Source organism: Pseudovibrio denitrificans JCM 12308, from assembly GCF_001310815.1.
GTDB lineage: Bacteria > Pseudomonadota > Alphaproteobacteria > Rhizobiales > Stappiaceae > Pseudovibrio > Pseudovibrio denitrificans.
In genome coordinates this window covers 250,461-274,008 of sequence record NZ_BAZK01000001.1, presented here as the reverse complement: position 1 = coordinate 274,008, position 23,548 = coordinate 250,461, and the positions used below count along the sequence as shown (strand labels likewise).

12 protein-coding genes and 5 pseudogenes are annotated in these 23,548 nt (G+C 52.2%); 11 read left to right on the top strand and 6 right to left on the bottom strand.

The annotated features are described in order from the left end of the window. Nucleotides 1-90 precede the first annotated feature (90 nt). Both purN and purM read right to left on the bottom strand, forming a co-directional pair. Nucleotides 91-744: a phosphoribosylglycinamide formyltransferase gene (gene purN, locus JCM12308_RS01065; protein WP_054782596.1), complete on the bottom strand. Its 654-nt coding sequence runs from the start codon at nucleotides 742-744 to the stop codon at nucleotides 91-93. After that, nucleotides 741-1,825: pseudogene (gene purM, locus JCM12308_RS01060) on the bottom strand (phosphoribosylformylglycinamidine cyclo-ligase). The gene purN and the pseudogene purM overlap by 4 nt, the downstream one beginning before the upstream one ends. Before the next feature lie 395 nt (nucleotides 1,826-2,220). Between purM and JCM12308_RS01050 the strand changes: the two are divergent. From JCM12308_RS01050 to JCM12308_RS33215, 5 genes and pseudogenes are all read left to right on the top strand, one after another. Continuing rightward, nucleotides 2,221-3,311: pseudogene (locus JCM12308_RS01050) on the top strand (AI-2E family transporter). Nucleotides 3,312-3,435: 124 nt separating this feature from the next. Beyond that, entirely contained in the window at nucleotides 3,436-3,987 is a 552-nt protein-coding gene (locus JCM12308_RS01045; protein ID WP_208978158.1) for a P-loop NTPase family protein, read from the top strand. A gap of 159 nt (nucleotides 3,988-4,146) precedes the next feature. Beyond that, nucleotides 4,147-6,359 (top strand): annotated as a pseudogene (locus JCM12308_RS01040) (RNA degradosome polyphosphate kinase). Continuing rightward, the gene (locus JCM12308_RS33220; protein WP_444544395.1) at nucleotides 6,337-7,041 is read left to right on the top strand and encodes a Ppx/GppA phosphatase family protein; all 705 of its coding nucleotides are present in this window, start codon (nucleotides 6,337-6,339) and stop codon (nucleotides 7,039-7,041) included. Before JCM12308_RS01040 ends, JCM12308_RS33220 begins: the two are co-directional and overlap by 23 nt. After that, entirely contained in the window at nucleotides 6,939-7,859 is a 921-nt protein-coding gene (locus JCM12308_RS33215; RefSeq protein WP_444544394.1) for a Ppx/GppA phosphatase family protein, read from the top strand. The genes JCM12308_RS33220 and JCM12308_RS33215 overlap by 103 nt, the downstream gene beginning before the upstream one ends. A 102-nt stretch (nucleotides 7,860-7,961) precedes the next feature. On the opposite strand, the gene rnd is transcribed toward JCM12308_RS33215, so the two are convergent. Next, the gene (gene rnd, locus JCM12308_RS01030) at nucleotides 7,962-9,179 is read right to left on the bottom strand and encodes a ribonuclease D (RefSeq protein WP_008551784.1); all 1,218 of its coding nucleotides are present in this window, start codon (nucleotides 9,177-9,179) and stop codon (nucleotides 7,962-7,964) included. Nucleotides 9,180-9,476: 297 nt separating this feature from the next. Here rnd and aspS point away from each other — a divergent pair. After that, nucleotides 9,477-11,259, top strand: a pseudogene (gene aspS, locus JCM12308_RS01025) (aspartate--tRNA ligase). A gap of 259 nt (nucleotides 11,260-11,518) precedes the next feature. Further along, complete coding sequence (locus JCM12308_RS01020) at nucleotides 11,519-13,219, top strand: ABC transporter ATP-binding protein (protein WP_128647299.1); 1,701 nt, start codon at nucleotides 11,519-11,521, stop codon at nucleotides 13,217-13,219. 108 nt (nucleotides 13,220-13,327) lie between these two features. On the opposite strand, the gene JCM12308_RS01015 is transcribed toward JCM12308_RS01020, so the two are convergent. Together JCM12308_RS01015 and JCM12308_RS01010 are read right to left on the bottom strand one after the other, a co-directional pair. Beyond that, entirely contained in the window at nucleotides 13,328-15,232 is a 1,905-nt protein-coding gene (locus tag JCM12308_RS01015) for an aq_1923 C-terminal domain (RefSeq protein WP_164845244.1), read from the bottom strand. A gap of 250 nt (nucleotides 15,233-15,482) precedes the next feature. Beyond that, complete coding sequence (locus JCM12308_RS01010) at nucleotides 15,483-16,676, bottom strand: aq_1923 C-terminal domain (RefSeq protein WP_208608692.1); 1,194 nt, start codon at nucleotides 16,674-16,676, stop codon at nucleotides 15,483-15,485. Nucleotides 16,677-16,925: 249 nt separating this feature from the next. Between JCM12308_RS01010 and JCM12308_RS01005 the strand changes: the two genes are divergently transcribed. From JCM12308_RS01005 to JCM12308_RS00990, 4 genes are all read left to right on the top strand, one after another. Further along, nucleotides 16,926-18,572, top strand: a complete 1,647-nt coding sequence (locus tag JCM12308_RS01005) for an EAL domain-containing protein (RefSeq protein WP_054782591.1) — start codon at nucleotides 16,926-16,928, stop codon at nucleotides 18,570-18,572. A 341-nt stretch (nucleotides 18,573-18,913) separates the two neighbouring features. Then, the gene (locus JCM12308_RS01000; protein WP_008546925.1) at nucleotides 18,914-19,726 is read left to right on the top strand and encodes a ferredoxin--NADP reductase; all 813 of its coding nucleotides are present in this window, start codon (nucleotides 18,914-18,916) and stop codon (nucleotides 19,724-19,726) included. Between the two features lie 156 nt (nucleotides 19,727-19,882). Then, the gene (locus JCM12308_RS00995; protein ID WP_054782590.1) at nucleotides 19,883-20,416 is read left to right on the top strand and encodes a regulatory protein RecX; all 534 of its coding nucleotides are present in this window, start codon (nucleotides 19,883-19,885) and stop codon (nucleotides 20,414-20,416) included. A 116-nt stretch (nucleotides 20,417-20,532) separates the two neighbouring features. Beyond that, nucleotides 20,533-21,657, top strand: a complete 1,125-nt coding sequence (locus tag JCM12308_RS00990) for a heparin lyase I family protein (protein WP_054782589.1) — start codon at nucleotides 20,533-20,535, stop codon at nucleotides 21,655-21,657. Here the strand turns inward: JCM12308_RS00990 and JCM12308_RS00985 are convergent. Then, nucleotides 21,654-23,319 (bottom strand): annotated as a pseudogene (locus JCM12308_RS00985) (formate--tetrahydrofolate ligase). The gene JCM12308_RS00990 and the pseudogene JCM12308_RS00985 sit on opposite strands and share 4 nt — an antisense overlap. Nucleotides 23,320-23,548 lie beyond the last annotated feature (229 nt).

Sequence of the window (23,548 nt, the reverse complement as noted above, 5' to 3'; positions counted from 1 at the left end):
CGAACGCACATAGCAACGCAAACGAAAAAAGGCCGCAGACACAAGCGTCTGCGGCCTTTTGTGTGTCTCTTTAAAAAGAGCCTTATCCTATTAGCAAATAAGGCTTTCTTCCGTTTGCTCAGCGCCGTCAATCTTCACGCGAAAGCCGTCCACGGACGCTTTGCCGCTTGCAACAGCCTCCAGAGCCTTCGGATAGATCTGATGCTCAACCGCCAGCACACGCGCCGCAAGAGTATCCGGGTTATCCCCGTCCAGAACGGGGACAGCACCTTGTGCGATGATCGGGCCCACGTCCATTTCAGCGGTGACAAAGTGAACCGTCGCCCCATGAATGCGAACGCCTTCGGTGAGCGCCCGCTCATGAGTATGCAGACCCGGAAAGCTTGGTAGCAGAGCAGGGTGGATGTTGATCATCCGACCTTGCCACTGGTTCACGAACCACGGTGTCAGCAAGCGCAAAAAGCCAGCCAGAACAAGCAGCTCTACATTGTGTTGCTCCAGCATTGCGTGCAGATCACGCTCAAACGCCTCACGGTCCTTGCCATAAAGCTTGTGATCCAGCGCGAACGTCGCAAAGCCCTCGTCAGCAGCCCGTTCCAGACCTTTTGCGTCAGGTCGGTTGGAGCCAACCACGACAATTTCCGCCGGATAATCAGGGGCTTTTGCTGCCTCAATAAGAGACAGCATGTTAGAGCCACGCCCTGAAATCAAAACACCAACGCGTTTCTTAGGCTGCGTGCTCATTTGGCAAAACCCAGCGCGCCGTCAAACACAACCTGCTCAGCCCCGTCCTGCGCTGCTTCCAGCGTGCCGAGAGTCACGACAGTTTCACCTTCACGCTCAAGCACTTCGCGCACGGCCTCAGCTTTGTCAGCCGCAACCGCAACCACCATGCCAACACCGCAGTTGAACGTGCGCAGCATCTCAAACTGCTCAATACCGCCAGCCTCAGCCAGCCAGCCGAAGACAGCAGGGGAGGAAATCGCAGAAAGATCGATCCGTGCAGCCAGCCCTTCTGGCAGAACGCGCGGCAGGTTCTCAGGAAGACCACCGCCGGTGATATGCGCCAGAGCTTTGACGCCATTGGTTTCTTTAATAGCTGCCAGAAGCGGCTTCACATAAATGCGGGTCGCTCCATCAGCGCTTCGCCAAGGGTTTTGTCCGCATCAAACGGAGCTTTGTCAGCCCACGTCAGGCCAGAAACCTCAACGATCTTGCGAACCAGAGAGAAGCCGTTGGAGTGAACACCGGAGGAGGCGAGACCAAGCAGAACGTCACCTTCGCCAATATCCTTGGATGGCAACAGTGTACCGCGTTCAGCCGCGCCAACCGCAAAACCAGCCAGATCATAATCACCAGCCGCATACATGCCCGGCATTTCAGCCGTCTCACCGCCGATCAGTGCCGCACCGGAGATCTTGCAGCCCTCTGCAATCCCCGCAACAACATCAGTCGCCATGTCCACGTCCAGCGCGCCAGTGGCAAAATAATCAAGGAAGAACAGCGGCTCAGCACCTTGCACCACAAGGTCGTTCACGCACATGGCAACCAGATCAATCCCCACGCCGCTATGAACATTGGTGTCGATCGCAATTTTCAACTTGGTGCCCACGCCATCATTGGCCGCCACAAGAACAGGGTCTTTAAATCCGGCGCCTTTCAGATCAAACAGACCGCCGAAGCCGCCAATATCACTGTCAGCACCCGGACGACGCGTTGCTTTTACCAATGGGCTGATACGCTTGACCAGTGCGTTCCCGGCGTCGATATCGACCCCCGCTTGTGAATAGGTAAGGCCGTTTTTACCGTTCTGGTCCTGGCTCATGGATACTGCTCCGCATCATCAAGAGTGTGGCGGCGGGGCCGCCTATGTAATTTGGCGGCATAAAAACAAAACTGCAGGGAATTGCAAGGCCGAAACAGGGAGGAATCGCAGCTGGTATCTCAGAAAAACGCAGATCTGTGCAGAACCAGCTAAGCTTTTGCAAATAAATGACGCTTTGAAAATCTCTTCATTTGAGGGAAAGATTTTCACCCCTATGAAGGTTCCCTCTAAATCATGCTGGCAAAATGGTGGAGTAGCTACTCTGGCAAACCTGATGCTGCGACTTGACGTAATAAGTCTATCGAAACTACAACCAACGTAAATTTTAAAGATGAGTTTGCGAGCAACCGCACCGCCGAAGATCCGGCTGGCCGCCGGGCTCTTGGAGATCGTTTATGAGTGTAAACAAGCAGTTGTTCTTCTGGTTGCTGTCCTTAGCAGCCTTCATTCTGTTTCTGACAGTATTTCAGGGCATCCTGCTGCCGTTTGTCGCCGGCATGGCACTGGCCTATCTGCTTGATCCGATCGCCGATTATCTGGAAACCCACGGTTTCGGTCGCATCTGGCCACGGTCACCATCCTGCTTATCTTCCTCATCGTCTTCGTCGCAGCCCTGCTGATCCTCCTGCCAATCCTCGGTAAGCAGCTGATCGCGTTTCTGGACTACCTGCCAGAACTGGCCGCAAACCTCGAAACCTTACTCCGCGAAGGCCTCGGCCCGCAGCTGGACCGCCTCGCCAACCTGTCAGGGCAGGGCCAGAAAATTGACTGGGGCGCCTTCGTCGGTCAGGCAGCCAACTTTGTCGGCGGATTGCTCTCCTCCATCTGGAGCGGAGGCCAAGCCCTCATCTCCATCATCGGTCTGGCAGTCGTCACACCTGTGGTTGCCTTCTATCTGCTGCTCGATTGGGACAACATGATCGAGCGCATCGACAGTTGGCTCCCACGCGACTACCAGCAGACCATCCGCACCCTTGCACGGGATATGGATTCCGTGGTCGCTGGCTTCGTGCGCGGACAGGTCCTCATGTGCCTGATCCTCGGCACGTTCTACGCCGTTGGCCTGCTCATTGTTGGCCTGAAATTCGGTCTGCTGATCGGTCTCACTGCCGGCCTCATCAGCTTCATTCCATATGTGGGCGCAATTGTCGGTTTCGGCCTCTCAATCGGCGTCGCTCTGGTCCAGTTCTGGCCTGATCCATTCATGATCGGTGCTGTACTTGCCGTTTTTGTTGTAGGTCAGTTCCTCGAAGGAAACGTCCTTCAGCCCAAACTTTTGGGTGGAAGTGTCGGTCTTCACCCTGTCTGGCTCATGTTTGCACTGTTCGCTTTTGGTTCTCTGATGGGATTTGTGGGGATGTTGATAGCAATTCCTGCCGCAGCAGTGGTTGGGGTACTAGCAAGATTTGCTCTCAGGCAATATCTTGCTAGTTCGCTTTATGCAGGTCACTACAAAAATACCAATAAGACGGAAGGACTGGAATGACAGGATCGACAGGGCCACAACAATTGCCTTTGGTCTTGCCCCATGAGGAGGCATTGGGGGTTGATGATTATCTGGTTTCAACTTCAAATCAGGCTGCATTCAATCTGGTTACCAACTGGCCGGAATGGCCATCTCCAATCGTAACCCTGCAAGGCCGATTGGTTCGGGTAAAACACATCTGGTCAACGCCTGGCAGGAGCTCAGCGGCGCACAGATTGTCGGCGGCGATGAACTGGAATACCTCGACCTGACTGCACTGGCAGAAGCCGGTCCGGTTGCGGTGGAAGATCTGCACGCAGGCTTTGATGAAGCCTCTCTGTTTCACCTGTTCAACGCGGTGCGACTGACAGGCGGCAACATGCTGATGACCACCCGCGAGTGGCCACACACGTTCGACCTGAAAACCAAGGACCTTGCGTCCCGTTTTCGCGCAGCAACCCCTGTGCAGGTTGAAGAACCGGATGACATGCTGCTCGCAATGGTCATGACCAAACATTTTTCAGATCGTCAGGTAACTGTTGACTCCAGTGTGATAGATTACCTCGTGATACGAATTGAACGGTCACTGGATGCTGCGCGCAATGTTGTAGACATGCTGGACAGGCACGCACTGGCGACGGGTCGGAAGATTTCTCGCGTCATGGCCTCCAAAATCTTGGAGAGTATGGGCGAGTAGCCACCTGGCTTTATTTTCCCGTCAAAAATGTGTGGTCTAAATGACCAGAATCATACAATTGCCAGCGCAATCGCCAGATAATCTTAGGCGAGGTGCGCCGATATTGGCGAACCCGGTCCACGGGCTGCGGAGGTACACGGAATGAATGAGTTTACGGAAATGAACGCTTTGGAAGACGAGACCACCGACACCGCAGATTATGAGGTGAACACAGGGCTGGCTCTGATGCAAAAGCCAGAGCGCTTTGTAAACCGTGAGCTCTCGTGGCTACAGTTCAACCGCCGCGTTCTGGAAGAGTCCATGAATCCGAGCCATCCGCTTCTGGAGCGGCTCCGGTTCCTGTCCATCTCGGCCAACAACCTTGATGAGTTCTTCATGGTGCGTGTGGCTGGTCTGCGCGGCCAGCAACGGGCAGATGTGACAACCATCTCTGATGACGGCCTGACGCCGCCAGAGCAACTGGAAAAGATCTCTGTAGAGGTCAGCAAGCTGCAAAGTGAGCAGCAGGCACGCTTCCGCCAGTTGCGTTCAGAGCTGGCGGATGAAGGTATCTTCATCGTAGAAGCCAGAACATGAGTCAGGCAGAGACCGATTGGCTGGAAGAGTACTTCCTCCAGCACATCTTCCCGGTTCTCACACCACTGGCCATTGATCCGGCGCATCCGTTCCCGTTTATCCCAAATCTGGGTTTCTCGCTGATTTTGGATCTGCGTCCGGTGGATGGTGGGGCAGGCATGACAGCGCTGCTGCGTATGCCAAGCCAGATTGGCCGCTTCGTTGTGTTGCCAACACCGCGTGATGCAGGGCCAAAAGCCACCCGTTTCATCCCGATTGAAACCATCATCTCGCTGTTCATCGGCAAACTCTTCCCGGGCTATGAAGTCTGCGGCAAAGGCGCGTTCCGCGTGCTGCGCGATTCAGACTTGGAAATCGAGGAAGAAGCGGAAGATCTCGTGCGTGTTTTTGAAACCGCACTGAAGCGCCGCCGCCGTGGGTCTGTGATCCGGCTGGAGATTGAAGAAAGCACACCGGAAAGCCTGCGTGCTTTTGTGGCCAATGAGCTGGAAGTGACGGAAGAGGAAACCTTCCTTGCCAACGGTCTTCTGGCGCTGAACGATCTGTCTCAGGCGGTAAACGTCAAGCGTGACGACCTCAAGTTCCCACCATACAGTCCACGCTATCCGGAACGCATCCGTGAGCACGGTGGTGATTGCTTTGCTGCGATCCAGCAAAAAGACATTCTGATCCATCACCCTTATGAGAGCTTCGACGTTGTCGTCCAGTTCCTCCGTCAGGCGGCGCAGGATCCGGATGTTGTGGCGATCAAGCAAACACTGTACCGCACATCCAACAACTCACCAATCGTGAAGGCACTGGCAGAAGCGGCGGAAGCCGGTAAGTCTGTGACCGCGCTGGTTGAGCTCAAAGCACGCTTTGATGAAGAAGCCAACATCCGTTGGGCGCGAGATCTGGAACGTGCTGGCGTTCAGGTGGTCTTCGGCTTCCTTGAGCTGAAAACCCACGCAAAAGTCTCCATGGTCGTGCGCCGCGAGCAGGGCGGCTTGAAAACCTATTGCCACTTCGGCACCGGCAACTACCACCCAATCACCGCGCGCATTTACACCGATCTATCTTACTTCACAGCTGAGCCAGCCATGGCTCGCGATGCTGCCAAGGTGTTCAACTACATCACTGGTTATGCTGAGCCGGGTGAGCTGGAGCGTCTCGCCGTCTCTCCAATGAGCCTGCGTGCGCGCATCATTCAGCACACAGAAGAAGAAATCGCCCACACCAAGGCGGGCCGTCCGGGCCAGATCTGGATGAAGATGAACTCGCTGGTGGATCCGGGCGTCATTGATGCTCTGTACCGGGCCAGTCAGGCCGGGGTGCAGATCGATCTAGTCGTGCGCGGCATTTGCTGCCTGCGCGCAGGCGTGCCGGGCCTTTCTGACAACATCCGCGCAAAATCAATTGTGGGAAGATTTCTGGAGCACAGCCGTATCTTCTGCTTTGGCAATGGTCACGGGTTGCCCTCAGATGAAGCCCATGTCTATATCTCCTCAGCGGATATGATGCCGCGCAATCTGGATCGCCGGGTTGAGACACTTGTGCCTGTTAAAACACCAACAGTTCACAAGCAGATTCTCGACCAGATCATGGTTGCGAACTTAGAAGATAATCAACAAAGCTGGCGTCTGCTTCCAGACGGTAGTCATGAGCGCATTGTTGCAGAACCAGACGAAGATCCGTTCAACGCACACAAGTTCTTCATGACGAACCCATCTCTGTCTGGTCGTGGTAGCTCGCTACAGGGTGATAGCCCGAAACTTTTTGTAGAACGGCCAAATAGTGACAGATATCTCGACGAGTGATGAGCCTCGAGGACGATTTACAGAACCCGGACCAATAGCAATCATTGATATTGGTTCCAACTCTGTCCGTCTTGTAATTTATGAAAGACTGGCGCGTAACCCGACAGCGTTGTTCAATGAAAAAATCCTTGCAGGACTGGGGCGCGGCGTAGGTGCCACAGGCCGCTTGGGAGAAGAAAATGTAGCCACTGCACTGCGTGCATTGGTGCGGTTCCGTCGTGTCTGCGATCATGTCGGTGTCATCAAACTGCACATACTGGCAACCGCAGCTGCTCGTGAAGCCGAGAACGGCGCTGACTTCATTGCAAAAGTAGAAAACATCTGCCGTGCCAAGGTGCAGATCCTGTCTGGCCGCGACGAAGCATTCTACTCTGCCATGGGCGTTTACTCCGGCTTTTGGCGTGCAGATGGTCTTGTTGGCGATCTGGGCGGCGGATCTCTGGAACTGGTTGACATCAGTGCTCATGGTATTGGTGATGGCCGCACATTCCCGCTTGGCGGCATTCGCCTGCAGGAGTCTTCTGAAAAAGACCTTGCACTCGCTAATGAAATCGCCCGCGAAGAGCTGGAGAAAGCCGATTGGTTGGCAAAGCCAAAGACCGCAACTTCTATGCAATTGGCGGTACCTGGCGTTCATTGGGTCGCTTGCATCTGTACCAACAGGGCTATCCGCTGCACGTGATGCATGATTATACCGTGCCTGCAGAAGTTATGATTGACTTCTGTGAGCAGCTCATGCGCGATGACCTGAGCAATGAGCCAAGCATTCAGGTGATCTCCAAGGCGCGTCGGGCACTTCTGCCTTACGGTGCAACTGTGATGCGTCAGACACTGCTGCACTGTCAGGCCGATCAGGTCGTCTTCTCTGCACTCGGCGTACGTGAAGGCTATCTCTATGATCAGCTTGATGAAGAAGGCAAGAAGCAGGATCCACTGATCACCGCAGCGCACGAGCTCGGCGTTCTGCGGGCTCGTGATCCTTCCTATTCAGCCGAAGTGGTTGAGTGGAGTGAGCAAGCCATGCGTGTTGCTGGTGTTGATGAGAGTGAGGGCGAACGCCGCCTGCGCATATCAGCGTGTCAGCTCACAGATATTGGCTGGCGGGCACACCCGGACTATCGTGGTCAGCAGTCACTGAACATTATTTCCAACGGCGGCTTTGTCGGCATCGATCACGCGGGCAGGGCCTATTTGGCACTCACTGTGTTCTATCGCTATGAAGGCCTGATGGATGATGCTCTGTCTCCTGCAATCCGTAGCTTGAGCAACCCACGCCTGATGAAGCTGGCGCGCATTCTTGGCGCGACTTTGCGTGTGGCCGCTTTGATCAGCGCTTCCATGAAAGGCGTGCTGCTTAAGAGCAAGCTGTCTCTGGTCAATGGCAAGCTCGTCCTGGCACTGCCAGCAGAACTTGCAGACATGCAGGGCGACCGCCTGACCAAACGCCTGAACCAGCTCGGAAGAGTGATGGATCTGGAAGCTGAAGTCAGAGTGCTTTAAGCCATCCAGCATAGATGCAAATAAGAAAGCCCCGACAAATCTTGCCGGGGCTTTTCTTATTTATCAGTAGCTTATATTGAAAGGCGGATTCAAAATCTCAGATCAGGATTTTGCTTTTCCGTTACGGCTACCACGACGGCGGGAGCTGTTTTCAACGCGCTCAACCGGCTCGCCTTGCTCGCAGATGACAACCTGACGACCATTAAAGGCAAGGCCGATTTCACCCTTCTTCAGGCGAAGGGCATCTTCACCAAAGAGTTCTCTGCGCCAGCCGGAAAGAGCCTGTACATCTGCTTCATCATGGGAAGCAATCTTGTCCAGATCATCCACGGTCGCAATCACCTTTGGCGCAACACCAAAGCTTTCGCTCTTCATCTTCAAAAGCACTTTGAGCAGATCAACGGCTGCAGATGCACCATCCGGAGAAGGGCGGCCCTTTGGAACTTCAGGCAGATCTTCTTCTGCAATGGCCATAGCGCGCTTCACAGCATTGAGGATCTCTTCCGCATGGCGAGAGCGCTCAAAACCGCGTGGAATGGTGCGCAGATGGCCAAGGGCTTCTGAAGTTTGAGGCTTTTGCGTAGAGACCTCAAAAATCGCATCGTCCTTGATGACGCGGTTGCGCGGAATATCGCGCTTTTGCGCTTCCTGCTCACGCCAGAAGGCCAGCTCTTTCAACACAGCAAGGTCACGCGGCTTGCGAACACGCAGTTTCATGCGCTGCCACGCCTTTGCCGGATCACTGCGATAGGTGTCGATGGAAGACAGGGTTGCCATCTCATCTTCTACCCAATGGCTGCGGCCTTTCTGCTCCAACTGCTTTTTCAGGAACAGATAGACTTCGCGCAGGTGGGTCACGTCAGCCAAAGCATAAGCAAGCTGCTTGTTGGTCAAAGGACGGCGGGACCAGTCGGTAAATCGAGAGGATTTATCAATCCGCTCACCCGTCACTTTGGACACCAGCTGGTCGTAGGAAACGGAATCTCCGAAACCACAAACCATGGCGGCAACCTGGCTGTCGAACAAAGGTGAGGGCACAAAACCGCCCAGATGGTAGATTATTTCAATATCTTGCCGTGCTGCATGGAACACCTTCACGATGTCCGTATTGCGCATCAATGCAAAAAAAGGTTCAAGATCCAGATCTTCAGCCAGCGCATCAACCAACACAGCGTGATCTGGATTGGCGATTTGGATCACGCAGAGTTTTGGCCAGAAGGTGGTTTCCCGCAAAAACTCGGTATCAACTGTTACGAAATCTGAATTAGCAAGCTTGGCACACGCTTGCGCAAGCTCTTCTGTAGTTGTGATCATCTTCATGGTGACAAAGTCTATAGCGCAAGCGAAGGTGCTTGTCCCTATCTAACTTTCTCGTTTTCTCATCAAGTGGTTGTAAATGTCGATTTTTGCTCTCTGGCGACCAAAGGGTCGCAGTCAAAGCCTCGCGAAAACCACGTAGGTAGAGGAAACTCGGGAAATGTCTGCAAGAAACAGCGCCAAAGTCACTCACTTACTTGACTTTAGGGTGCTGACATGTCTTTTCCAGCCGGATGACCTTTTGAATGGGTCAACCAGTTTCTGAATTTTATGATTCACTTGAATACCACTGAGGACGCTATGCATCGTTATCGAAGCCATACCTGCGGAGAGCTGCGGGCAAACAATGTAGGTGAAACCACTCGCCTTTCTGGCTGGGTACACCGTGTACGCGATCACGGCGGCCTGCTGTTCATCGACCTGCGTGACCACTACGGCATTACGCAGTGTGTTGTTGATCCGGACTCCGCAGCCTTCAAGCTGGCTGAAACCGTCCGCTCCGAATGGTGCATTCGCATCGATGGCGACGTGAAGAAACGTTCTGACGAAACCATCAACGAAAACCTCGGCACCGGGGAAATCGAAATCTTTATCCGCGATATGGAAGTTCTCGGCGACTCTCAGGAGCTGCCTCTGCCAGTCTTCGGCGAACTGGAATATCCGGAAGACATCCGCCTGAAATACCGCTTCCTAGACCTGCGCCGCGACACCCTGCACGCAAACCTGATGAAGCGCACCAAGATCATCAACTCCATGCGTAAGCGCATGAATGATGCGGAATTCAACGAGTTCCAGACACCAATCCTGACCGCGTCTTCCCCAGAAGGTGCACGCGACTTCCTGGTGCCATCTCGTATTCACCCAGCAAGTTCTACGCACTGCCACAGGCACCACAGCAGTTCAAACAGCTGCTTATGATGTCTGGCTTCGACAAGTACTTCCAGATCGCGCCATGTTTCCGCGACGAAGATCCACGCGCTGACCGCCTGCCGGGTGAGTTCTACCAGCTCGACGTGGAAATGAGCTTCGTAACTCAGGAAGACGTGCTGCAGACCATGGAACCAGTGATCCGCGGTGTGTTTGAAGAATTCTCCGAAGGTAAGCCAGTTACCAAAGAATTCCCGCGCATTCCTTACGCTGAAGCGATCCGCAAGTACGGCTCCGACAAGCCTGACCTGCGTAACCCGATCGAAATGCAGGAAGTAACCGAACACTTTGCTGGCTCCGGCTTCAAAGTCTTCGCACGCATGATCGAGAGCGATCCAAAGGTTCAGGTTTGGGCAATTCCAGCTCCTAAGGGCGGCTCCCGTGCATTCTGTGACCGCATGAACTCATGGGCACAGAGCGAAGGTCAGCCAGGCCTCGGCTACATTTTCTTCCGCAAAGAAGAAGACACAATCGCAGGCGCAGGCCCAATTGCGAAAAACATCGGCGCTGAGCGTACCGAAGCTGTCCGCACACAGCTTGGCCTTGACGAAGGCGATGCAGTGTTCTTCGCAGCTGGCGACCCTAAGAAGTTCGCTGACTTTGCTGGTAAGGCACGTACCCGCGCCGCTGAAGAGCTGAACCTGATCGACGAAGATCAGTTCGCACTTTGCTGGATCGTGGACTTCCCAATGTACGAATGGGACGAAGAAAACAAGAAAGTTGACTTCTGCCACAACCCATTCTCCATGCCAGAAGGCGGTATGGACGGCCTTACCAACGTTGAGCCGCTTGAACTGAACGCCTACCAGTACGACGTCGTTTGTAATGGTTACGAAATTGGCTCCGGCGCGATCCGTAACCACCAGGTCGAAGTCATGAAGAAAGCCTTCGAGATTGCTGGTTACGACGAAAGCTGCTGGAAGAAAAGTTCGGCGGCATGTACCGCGCGTTCCAGTACGGCGCTCCTCCACACGGCGGTATGGCGGCTGGTGTTGACCGTATCGTTATGTTGCTGGTTGGCGCAAAGAACCTGCGTGAAGTGACCCTGTTCCCAATGAACCAGCAGGCACAGGACTTGATGATGGGGGCTCCAGGTGATGTGTTCCCAGCTCAGCTGCGCGATCTTCACATCCGCCTGAACCTGCCAGAAGCATAAGAGCCGCTGGCAGAAAAGCAGGTATGGCGAAGCTCGTCATAATGTTATAAATCTCATGAAAGGGCGGTCGTAGATCTACGGTCGCCTTTTCATCTTCTACCGGTAGCAAATTAAGCAGCTATGCTTAATTTCGCTGGAAAAGCTGAGGGTTTTAGGTGTTCGACGCCATAAGCAAAAAGCTGTTTGCGGACGATGAGGCGCTCCCAGCCTCATCCGCCGCCTTCTCCGTGAAAACTTCGGGCAGTACAAGTTCCAATACATGATCGCATTCGCCTTCATGCTGGTAGCCGCCGCCGCAGGTGCAGGCAGCGCAGCTATCATGAAGAATGTGATCAATCAGGTCTTCATCGATCGCAACATCACTATGGTCTATATGATTTCTGGTGCGGTGATGACCATCTTCCTCACCAAGGGTCTGGCAACCTACGGTCAAACAGTCGTTCTGAGTAAGATCGGGAACTCTATCGTTGCTAAACTCCAGCGAGATATGTTCGAGAAGGTGACCCGTCTGGGTGTCAAATATTTTGACCACACCACTTTCGGTGATCTGGCAACCCGCTTCAGCCACAATACAGGCGCTGCACGTGGCGTGATGGACCTGATTGTCCTGTCTGCAGGCCGTGATGTCATGTCTGTGATTGGCCTTGTCGGGGTCATGATCTGGCAGAACCCACTTTTGTCGCTGATCTCTATGATGATCATGCCGCCTGCGGTTTATGCGGTGTCGAAGCTTGTCCGGCGCGTAAAGAAGATTGCAAAGAGCCAGTTTGTATCTCAGACACTTATCCTCTCGCTCGTCAAGGAAATGGCTCTGGGCATCCGTGTTGTGAAATCCTTCAATTACGAAGGCAACATGCATAATGCGATGGAAGGGGCGGTATCCAGCGTTGAGCAACAGTCCAACAAGATCGCAAAGCTGAAGGCTCGTACGTCTCCTCTGATGGAAACTCTGGGTGGTATCGCGATTGCGATTATCATACTCTATGGCGGTTATAGCGTCATCGCCCTTGGTCAGGATCCAGGTGCCTTCTTCGCTTTTATCACAGCGTTGTTGCTGGCTTATGAGCCAATCAAACGTCTTGCTCGCCTTCAGGTAAACCTCAACACGCAGCTTGTTGGTGTTCGCTTAATGTATGAACTTCTGGATATGCCGGAAGAAAATCAGGAGAGCTCTGATAAGCCAAATCTTGTCGTCTCTAAAGGCCGCATTGAGTTCAAAAACGTTGAGTTCGACTACGGTGAAACCAAAGCCCTCAATGGCTTGGAATTGGTCGCAAAAGCGGGCGATGTGACAGCGCTTGTCGGTGCGTCTGGAGCTGGTAAGTCGACAGTCTTCTCACTGATTGAGCGCTTCTATGAGATCGACAATGGTGCGATCCTTATCGACGGTCAGGATATCCGTGACTTCAATATGGAGAGCTTGCGCAGCAACATCGCGATCGTTACGCAGGATACCTTCCTGTTTGATCGGACAATTAAAGAGAACATCCTTATTGGTCGGCCTGATGCGACCGATGAAGAAGTCATCGAAGCTGCCAAGAATGCGAATGCCCATGAGTTCATCGAGAAGATGGAGAAGGGCTATGACAGCAAGGCAGGTGAGGGCGGAACACGCCTTTCAGGTGGTCAGCGCCAACGTTTGGCGATTGCGCGTGCTATGCTTTCTAATGCTCCAATCCTGCTACTAGATGAGGCTACGTCTGCTCTGGATGCTGAATCTGAGAGTAAAGTGCAGACAGCTCTCGCTCGCCTGATGAAAGGGCGCACCACATTGGTGATTGCGCACCGCCTCGCAACTGTGCGCGATGCGGATACAATCCATGTTCTGTCACATGGCAAACTTCTGGAAAGTGGCACGCATAATCAGCTCTATGAGATGGATGGCTATTATCGCCATTTGTGCGAGCTTCAGTTCACCAACACGAAAGAAGAAACTCAGGAAGATTCATCAGAGGCCTGATGTTCCTCCTACAGTTTTAGCTCGGAGCAGAGAGCTCTTGAACGGTAATAGAAAAGCCGCTGTGATCACACAATCACAGCGGCTTTTCTTGTTTTAGGTCAGATGAACTTACTCAGTGTAAGTTACTGTCGCACCCAGCAGTTCAGGCAGTTGTTGAGGTGCCAGAGCAGCAAGACCACCCAGCTGCATGAGTGGGACTGCAGACTGTGGAGCCAGAGTTACGCGGATGTTGGTTGGCTTGCCAGCAAATTTCTTTGCAGCATTTGCCAGTTCCAGTGCAAACTCAGTCTCAGCCAGTGGGCCAGCTTGCTGAAGAGAGCCATCAATCATCATGGATGCCAGCATCTCAGCTGGAACGCCTGCCTGTTCAGCCTGTGCCGTTAACAACTCACTGATCAGTGGTGAATCCATCACTTCAATCTGTGCGCCTTTGAAGGTCGCCAGCGCAATCACAGCTTCTGCTTCATGCGGCTTTTCAAAGAGGGAACGCGGAATGCCGCCCAGTTGAATGTCAGCACGCAGCTTCAAGCCATTTTCCAGCTCAAACTCAAACTTCTCAAGAGTGAGATCTTCAGTGCTCTCATTCCAAGCGATTTTGAAGTCTTGTGTGAGATTGACACGCTCAATACCAAGACGGTCAAGCACACCTAGTACCATTGGCTCTTGAAGGAGCGCAGCATCAAAGCTCAGGCCACCAATGATTTCAGACAGGCTTGTTGGGATAGGGCCGATATGATTACCCATCTCAATGGTGAGCTTATCAAGGGAAACCGGAGTCGGCAGATCGTCTGCTTGCATGTTCAGGCCTGCAAGAGAAATGCGACCAATCGTTGGGATCGCCTTCATAGCTTCTGCTGGATCGGTTTCTGCGGCAAGAGAGCTTTCAATGATTGTACGCAAGCTAGGCCATGCGATATCTGCAATCTCAAACTCATTCAGATCAAACACTGCGTCATCGCCTTCGACGGCGCCGTGAAGACCTTCCAGCTTTAGTTGCCCCAGACTATTTGTTGTCAGATCTGTGGTTGATAGATGTTTGATTGCTAACTCAAAGCTTGGTGCCTTGGTGTCTTTCTTACGGGCACGGATTGGATCCCAAACCTTGACAGCCATATCATTCATGTCTGAGTAGGCAACAGAGAAAGAGCCAAGAGCATCAAGAAGACCAAATAGCTGCTCTACAGCTTCTTCGCTTTCTGGTTGGCTCGTGAGATTGTTAAATGCCTGCCATAGCTTGCCGGCATCTCCTCCAGACATGCGCACATCTTTGGTGACAGAGGCGCCTCCGCTGGATTCCATGACGCCAAATGGGGCAGATGCTGGTCCGCCCTCTGTCTTCATTGAGCTTGTGAAACTGCCAACACTGTACTCACCAACCAACAGGTCAGACGGGGCGTCGCCAGCACCTAACAATGCGAGCAAAGGTCGTACGTCTTGATTTTTGATTTCAAAGTCATTGTAGACAGTTTCAGATATCGTCGAAACATCACGACCGTCTGTAACAACTGATGTAGTTGAAGAGTAGGCGACTTTCTCAAAGGTGTTTAACGCGATTACGCCGTCTTTCGCTTTGGAAAAAACACCGTTCTTGATTGAGTACGTTCCAGTAACCGCGTCAGCAACAACAAAATCTGCAGTTGCCGCTGCAATGCTACCGCGATCATAAGAAATACGGGTTGCCGCTACGAGCAGTTGCTGAAACTCATCTGTTGTGATGCCGTCGGCTAGAACGGGCAGGTTAATCCAATTTTCAGTGTACCCTGAAACCACATAGCCTGTTGCACTGCTAGTGACTTTAAAGACATCATTGGAGGCCTGAGCTTCGGCGACGCTGTTGATGTTCTCTGTTTTGTCAAAGAAGCCGAGTTCGATGTTCACTGTATCAGTGGTGACCGTGTCAAAACTGAATGTTTCACCGTCGCGCGATGAGCCTTCATAGACTGCTTTAGGCGTGTTTATGATGTAGTAGACGCCAGCCTTCGGTTTGTCTTCGTCGAACGAAAATGAGAACATTCCTTCGATTGTATGATCCAGGATCTCAGTTTTCGATCCGTCATCAACCGCCTTTGCATAAGATGCTTTCTCTGCACCGTTTGCAAGGAACCAAGCATTGTACTTGTCAAGAAGATCGGATGCTGGGCTGGAAAGGGCAGGTTGGGCTGATAAACCTAATACAGTGATTGAAACGGCAAAAAATCCCTGCCGCTTAAAATTTTGGAAAGGCATTAAATAAACCTTCAATGGTCAGTAGGAGGGTTCCACGTTAGTTTACATTTGCTTCAAGCGCGATGCCAAGCAAAGAAATGATCGAGACGGGAGAAATTGCAGATACCCCAAGAATTTGTGTTACACTGATTGGTGCCTTAGGGGTAGCGCTCAGCGTGATACTCTGCGGATTTTGCAAAAAGCTATAAACCGCTTCCGTAAACTCCAGCTGCTTGGCTTGATCCGGTATCCTCTTAAACTGCTTTTCAGCGCGATCAGTCAACTGGCGGACATACGCTGATTTGGACTGGCCCTGCCGCTGTGCCTGCTGTTCCAAAACTTTATCCAGGCCGCCTTCATTAATCAGGGAAAGATCGAAGTTTGCCACAGCAGCACTTTGTAGCAGATCCAATGCAATAACGTTGTCTTTAGTCGCCAATTGAGCGATTTGTTCAACGACGGTATCAGTGAGGCCTTCTAGCTGAATAGACAGCTGCACAGAAAAGAGATCGTGCAAAACAATGGCTGCGCTGGGAATGTTCACTTCGCCTGTATCGCCGTTCCATTCGCCTTCAAAATCTATGTCTGCATTCACTTGCGGCAATCCCAACTCATCAAGAAGCTGCTGTTGGGGAGGGGCGAACATTGTTCGGTTCAGCGCGATATTTGCAACCTGAATGCTTGCGATAATCGGAAAACCACCATTGTTGATGTCAAAGTCAATCGTTACCCGCTCAATGGGCATGGATTGACCGCTGGAGCGGTCCTCAAACAGCAAGCCCATGACTTCGGCAGTGGAATAAAGCGAAGTGGGGAGATCTGATGCCGGATTTTTCAAATCATCTTCGTTAGGCAGATACAGATCCGTAATCGCAATCCTATCTGCTGAGAACTTGAAATCTGTTTCATCAATCTCAAAGTTCGAGGCTGCAAACGCGCCAACAAAAATCCGGCCGTCACTTTCCAGTGATGCCTGAGCAAGACCAAGATCACCGATCTTAAAACGCGTTGTTTTATCCGCAGTCGGGTAGCCTTCAATACCGCCAATTGAGAGCACGTCGTTATCAACCGTGACCGACCCTACATGTGTGAGCGTCAGGCCGCGATCCTGCAGGTTTTGCAAAAATGCCTTGGCAACAGGATTGTCTGTATTGATCTGAGCTGAAGCTGCGACTGCGAAGAAGCAGCTTAAAAAGAGAGCAAGGAAGAACGCAAAAGCAGAACAATGACGTGGTAACTCAGAACTGTGCATGTCTCGGCTCCAGGTTTGCCGCTTGAAGGCAGTTGGAGCGTAAAATGGCATAGTGAGGGTTAGGGGCACGTGTATATCACTGCAAAAAGTCAAATCACTCTAAGAGAAAACGAGCCGTATTTGCGCGTTTGGATGCAAATTTTGAAAGCATCTGGGGATCGTTTGGGGTGTTTGGATGATTTTTACAGTTTTAAGTAAGCCTTAATCATAGAAATAGGTAGCCGTAGTCTGCAATTTAAGGTCGTTGTTGTGTCTCGCCATTATTTCGTATTTGTCCGCGCAATTTTGGTTGCTTTGGGATTGGCGCTTCTGCCACTACTCATCGGAAATATGATCCTTGAGAACTTCGCGATGCATCAGGCGCGTAACGAGATGAACGCCATTGCAGACCGTTACATCTCTCGCAGTGAAGCGGCAATCTCCGATGTGGTGGAGGTTCTGCGCCAGATGCAGGTGAAAGGGCTGACGTCCTGTACGCGCCAAAATCAGGGCGAGTTTGAAAAGACGCTTTCAGAAAACGTCATCATCAACGCGATAGGGATCGTGGACCATCGCGGTGTGCCCATGTGTTATGTGCCAGCTCAGGTGCGCCGTGGAAGCAGCATTCTGCCCGCACTGAAGCCTGATGCGCCTCGCGTTGGGATTGGTATGTCCTGGATGGAGTATCAGGGCATCCGTACAGCGCTGGTCTCCTGGAAACTACGCAACGGCTGGCGTTTGGTCGCCAACATCTCTCCAACCGTTCTGGCTATCGAACCAGGCCCTGACTATCTGCGCCACGCTTCTGAAATCGAAGTACGTCTTGGCCGCGATCACGTCTGGGTGAACCCGGCCAACAGCAATCTGCCGGTGATCATGGGCAGCAATTTCATCGAAGAGTTTGCAGCCTCTACCATATATCCGATCAATGTGCGGATCAGAAGCGACCGTAATGCCGTCATGAGCCTCGTCGGAGAACTCAAGATTGTCGCTGTGATTGCCTGTTCTGGTATTGCCATCTTCCTCATTGCACTGGGTGTCTGGCTCTCCTGGAAACCGGAAAAGGATGCAGAAGACGACTTCGTTGCTTCAATACGCAATAACGAGTTCATCCCATACTACCAGCCTGTCGTTGATATCGTGACCGGCGAGCTGCAGGGCTGTGAGATGTTGATGAGGTGGCAGCTTCCCAACGGGAAAATGGTGCCGCCGGGCCAGTTCATGACCTATGCAGAAACCTCCGGCCACATTTTCGAGATGACCCGCAGCATCATGCGTCAGTCCATTGATGATCTGGGAGAACTCTATTCCAAACATCCAGAACTCAAGCTTTCTGTGAACCTGTTCGCAGGCCACTTCAACGATCGTTCCATCGTGGATGATCTTCTCGATATCTACGAGGATTCTCCAATCGCCCTCAATCAGGTGGTGATGGAAGTGACCGAACGCCAGCCTCTTGAAGATATCGATCTGGCCAGAAAAATCATCGCAGAACTGCAGGCACACGGCATTCGCGTTGCGCTGGATGATGTGGGAACAGGGCATGGCGGTCTGGCGTATTTGCAAAAGCTTGGCATGGATATCGTCAAGATCGATAAGATGTTCATCGACCCACTGGGCAGCGAAGAAAACGCATTCCGTCTGGTTGATGCCATAGCTGAACTGGCTGATACCATGAATATGGGCATCATTGCTGAGGGCGTAGAGAAGTACGAGCAAATCGTGCTGCTACGCGAGCTCGGCGTATCTTCCGCACAGGGCTACATCTTCTCTAAACCTCCACCGGCTCGCAAGTACCTTGAGTTTGCGGAAGATATCTTCACAGATCGCCGCAATCCGGTGAAGGTGCTGGAAGAGAAGAAAGAAGCCTCAGACGCTGCATTAGAGCAAGTCGCGTCTCAGGACAGCACCAACTAATCCACCCAAACTCGTTCGTACAGAGCCTTAGTTTATTGTCTGTTGAAGGGCATTAATCACGCAACCGTGCGCACAACTTTACACGCATCATGGAATAATCAATAATTATTCCATAATAATTAAAGGCATATGTTGGATAGATTACTATACTGCGAGGGCTTCCTAAGGGGATAGACTGATTTCTTGCTCTTGAAGGGGCGGCGGAAGACAGCATTCTACGGAACAAAGCAACTGGAAAAGAAATATTCACTCGCACGGGTTTAATTAGCTGCATGTGCCTCAGCACAGCCTTCAGCTTGGGTTAGCCTTTGCCAACCTCATCAATCGGAGCAAGGCTAACGATGAACCAGATCATAAAGGGTGCGGAATTGGAGAGCGCAGTTCCTGCAAATGTCTTTGTAGAAACAGTAACGGAAGTGACCCATTTCACGGACCGTCTTTTCCGGTTCAAAATCACGCGCCCAACAAGCTTCAGATTCCGCTCTGGTGAGTTTGTGATGATCGGTTTGATGATCGACGGCAAACCGCTGTTCCGTGCTTACTCTATTGCCAGCCCATCCTGGGATGAGGAACTGGAGTTCTTCTCCATCAAGGTTCCGGATGGTCCGTTGACCCAGCATCTGCAGAAGATCAAAGAAGGGGATCACATTCTTCTGAAGAAGAAATCTACCGGTACTCTTGTCCTCGATGCTCTGTCTCCGGCAAAACGTCTTTACATGTTCTCTTCCGGCACCGGCATCGCACCTTTTGCCAGCCTGATCCGTGACCCGGAAACCTATGAGAAGTTTGAGGAAGTGATCCTGACCCACACCACTCGCGAAATTGCTGAGTTACGATATGGGGAAGAGTTGGTTGCTGACATCACCAATGATCCACTGATCGGCGAAGTCGCAGCGGGCAAGCTACACCTGTACAACTCCGTAACTCGAGAGCGTTTCAAACGGGAAGGGCGCATCACGCACCTGATCGAAAGTGGTAAGCTCTTTGATGATCTCTCAGTGCCACCACTGGACGTTGCTGAAGACCGAGCCATGATCTGCGGTTCCATGCACATGATCGCAGACACCAAAGCGCTGCTGGAACAGCGTGGCTTTACAGAAGGGGCCAACAACCATCCTGGTGATTTTGTTGTTGAACGTGCGTTCGTGGGCTAACCTGCCGCAAAATATGTGATAGCTCATTTCTGTTGCAGCGTATTCCCGCAAAACAGTTTCGATTGTCGGGTGAGAATACGCTCTAAACCAATGATTTAGAGCCTGATGCGCAAACAGTTATGAGCGCAGGCTGCTCTGGATTGGAGATGGGCTCACGTGGGCAAGAAAATATCCTCTGAATATCTGCGTCGGGCCGCGCTGCATTATCTCAACAGATACAGCGCGTCCGAAGACAGCTTGCGGCGTGTTTTGAAACGCAAGATTGAACGCCGCGCCAGAGAAGCAGAGGAAGATCCCCACGAGTATTATGAGCTGATCGAGCCGGTGGTCGCGTTCTGCCGTGAGCACAGCTTCATTGATGATCTGCGCTTTGCTCAAAGCAAAATCAGGTCCGGAACAGTCAAAGGCAAGTCCAGGTCACGTATCAAGCTGGAACTCAGTGCAAAAGGTGTGTCTGGTGAAAACATCCAGACTGCCTTTGACGATGAAGAGCACGACGACCAGCGCGCCGCCATCTCCTATGCCAAACGACGCAGACTGGGCCCTTGGCGCACAAAGCCAAAAGAGGAGCGTCGCGACAAGGAACTGGCCAGCCTTGTGCGGGCTGGTTTCCCATATCCACTCTCCCAAAAGATCGTTGATATGACTTTGGAAGAGGCCGAAGACATCATTTATGCGACGGTGCTCTGAGGATTTTCTTCAAATCCTTCGAAAAATCCCAAGGGCCTTTTGTAAAGGCAGCAAGAATTCTTCTCTAGATTGATCTGATCTGTACTTAATCCAGCACCGCACCTTTGGGAGAAAAGATGCCGGGTTCAGGTCGACGCATCACCTTCAGAAAACACAATCTGCTGATTTCTGCGCTTGCCGGAGTGAGCCTGCTCATATTGCCAGCAGCTGCCATGGCGAATGATCGAACACCAGCGGATAAGCCCTCCGAAAAGCAGGATGTCATCGTTACACCGGAGCAAGGTGGTGGTCTACATGTTGACCAGATGCGTCAAACCAAGTGCGCTGTCATCATCGATGATTTCGACGAGTATCCTAGCCCGGAAAACTGGGACATCCACCGAATGAACAAGCCGGAGAACTTCCAGATTGAAAGCGATGTGGTACGCGATGGCGGCCATGCGCTGGCAATCACGGTCTTCGGTGATGACGAACTGGATTCCGAAGGCAATCTCAAAAACGAACTTTGGGAGGCACGCCAGAAGCGTTGCGATTTTGGGGATGAAGTCTGGTACTCGTTCAGCTTCAAAATCGATGGAACTGTTTGGCCTGCAGGCTCCACCCGATGGGTGATAGGCCAATGGAAAGAAGATTCCGGTGGAAGTCCATTTCTCGCGCAGCGGTTTGATAACGGCGTCTTTCATATAACGGTGCAGCACAACGATACACGCAAGTTGGTCGCACAGGCCGAAGGCAGCTATCAGCAGGATTTCAAAGGCTTCTCGCGTGAACTCCAGCAAATGCTGAGTTTGGATCGTCAGGGCTTTCGTAACAGAAATGATGCGACCCGAACCTCTGATGAGTTCCTTGGAAGTGGGCTTACTCTGGAAGAGCTGAAAAAGGCGATTGAAACACAGGACACCTCCAAGTTCCCGTTTCTGGCTGATCCACAAACCTATTCAGATTACCCCGGCATCAAGATCGAACTCTCTGACGACCCCGTGCTGCCAGACCCAACTGACGGCTGGGTGGATATGCGCTATCGGGTGAAGGGAAGCCGTGTTGGGCAGGGGATCATCGAGATCTGGGCCAATGACAGGTTCATCGCCCGTGTCACCGGCTATATCGGCAATGATGAGTTCTCCGGTAATACCCAATATTTCAAGTTTGGGCATTACCGGGATTATGATCGGGATGATCTGCAATCAACCGTCTATCTGGACCGCTTTCGCAGAGGCCCACATCGGTCTGACGTTGATTAGAACAGCCCTTCAACCTGACCGTTTTCATCAAGTCCTATGGTTTCCGCAGCCGGATGGCGTGGCAGACCCGGCATCACCATGATGTCACCTGTCAGGGCCACGATGAACCCGGCACCTGCCGAAAGCCTCACCGCCCGCACATGAATGCTGTAGTCAGTAGGGGCCCCGAGCAAGGATGGATCGGTCGAGAAGGAATAGGGTGTCTTCGCCATGCAAACGGATAGATGCCCGTAGCCTTGCTCTTCATAGGCCTTCAGCTGATCTTTTACTGATTGATCGCAAGTGACTTTGGAGGCACCATAAATCTTCTTGCAGATGCGGCGGATCTTTTTCCAAAGGCCCAGGTCATCCTCGTAAAGATGTTTGAAGTCAGCTTCAGTTGTCTGCAGAATTTCAGAAACCGAAGTTGCGAGCTGCTCGGTGCCTTTGGAACCATTAGCAGTGTGTGCACGGAACAGCCTTTACACCAAGTTTCTCCATACGCTGTATAATACTGGCGATTTCCTGATCCGTATCAGGGCCATAGCGATTGATGGCAACAATCACAGGCACGCCGTAGCTCTGGCAATTTTTGACGTGGCGCTCGAGATTACTCATGCCTTTCTCAAGCGCGTCTATGTTCTCTTCCGTCAACGCGTTCTTGGCAACACCGCCATGCATTTTTAAAGCACGCACGGTTGCAACAACCACCACCGCATTTGGTGTCAAACCAGCTTGGCGGCATTTGATGTTAAAGAACTTCTCCGCCCCAAGATCCGCGCCGAACCCGGCCTCTGTCACCACATAATCAGAAAGGCGCAAGGCTGTCTTGGTCGCGATCACAGAGTTGCAGCCATGTGCGATGTTCGCGAATGGGCCGCCATGAATAAAGGCCGGATTGTTCTCCAGTGTCTGCACCAGATTAGGGCGGAAGGCATCTTTCAGCAGAGCTGTCATCGCACCATCTGCTTTCAGGTCACGGCAGTAAACCGGTGTCTTGTCTTTACGATACGCAATCAGCAACCGGCCAAGTCGGTCCTGAAGATCCTGCAGGTTCTCCGCCAAGCACAGCACTGCCATCACTTCAGAGGCAACGGTGATGTCGTATCCGGACTCGCTTGGGTATCCATTGCTCACACCGCCAAGGCCAGTGGTGATGGAACGCAGTGAACGATCATTGATGTCCACCACACGGCGCCACATGATACGGCGTTGATCGATATTCTCCGCATTGCCCCAGTAGATGTGGTTGTCGATCATGGCTGAAAGCAGGTTATGAGCTGCGGTGATTGCATGCAGATCGCCGGTGAAATGAAGATTGATATCTTCCATCGGCACCACCTGCGCATAACCACCACCAGCAGCCCCGCCCTTCATGCCAAAACACGGGCCAAGAGAAGGTTCACGTAGGCAGATGGTTGTTTTCAGGCCAATGCGGTTCAGTGCATCACCAAGGCCAACCGTCGTTGTTGTTTTACCCTCACCTGCAGGAGTAGGGGAAACAGCTGTCACAAGTATGAGTTTTCCATGTGGCCGGCTGTTCACCTCCGGCATCTCATCCAGGTTCACTTTTGCTTTAAAGCGACCATAGGGCTCAAGAGCATCCTCCGGGATCTCCAGATTTTGAGCGATACGCGCAATTGGTTTCATGTCTGCTGCGCGGGCAATTTCAATATCTTTCATGGAAAATCTCCAGATTAGAACAGGTCACCAAAGGAGCCGGAGAGAGCGTCAAAACGCAAATCAGGCAGGAACAGCAATGTAATCCCTACGTAGAAGCTCTAACGAATGCACGTAGAAAGTTCAAGATTATGTCCGATCACTTGAAAGCAACTTAGTTAACGGCTGTCATTTGTATTTCTGCTGAGACTGGAAACATTATTGCCTGAATAGCTGTTGGTCTGTTCTAAAT

Excerpts from the sequence above, each read along its gene's own strand:
- JCM12308_RS01020 (WP_128647299.1), top strand. The coding sequence starts at position 11,519 with ATGATCGCATTCGCCTTCATGCTGGTAGCCGCCGCCGCAGGTGCAGGC.
- purN (WP_054782596.1), bottom strand. The coding sequence starts at position 744 with ATGAGCACGCAGCCTAAGAAACGCGTTGGTGTTTTGATTTCAGGGCGT.
- JCM12308_RS01015 (WP_164845244.1), bottom strand. The coding sequence starts at position 15,232 with ATGTTCTCATTTTCGTTCGACGAAGACAAACCGAAGGCTGGCGTCTAC.
- JCM12308_RS01010 (WP_208608692.1), bottom strand. The coding sequence starts at position 16,676 with ATGCACAGTTCTGAGTTACCACGTCATTGTTCTGCTTTTGCGTTCTTC.
- JCM12308_RS00990 (WP_054782589.1), top strand. The coding sequence starts at position 20,533 with ATGCCGGGTTCAGGTCGACGCATCACCTTCAGAAAACACAATCTGCTG.
- JCM12308_RS01045 (WP_208978158.1), top strand. The coding sequence starts at position 3,436 with ATGGCCATCTCCAATCGTAACCCTGCAAGGCCGATTGGTTCGGGTAAA.
- JCM12308_RS01000 (WP_008546925.1), top strand. The coding sequence starts at position 18,914 with ATGAACCAGATCATAAAGGGTGCGGAATTGGAGAGCGCAGTTCCTGCA.
- rnd (WP_008551784.1), bottom strand. The coding sequence starts at position 9,179 with ATGAAGATGATCACAACTACAGAAGAGCTTGCGCAAGCGTGTGCCAAG.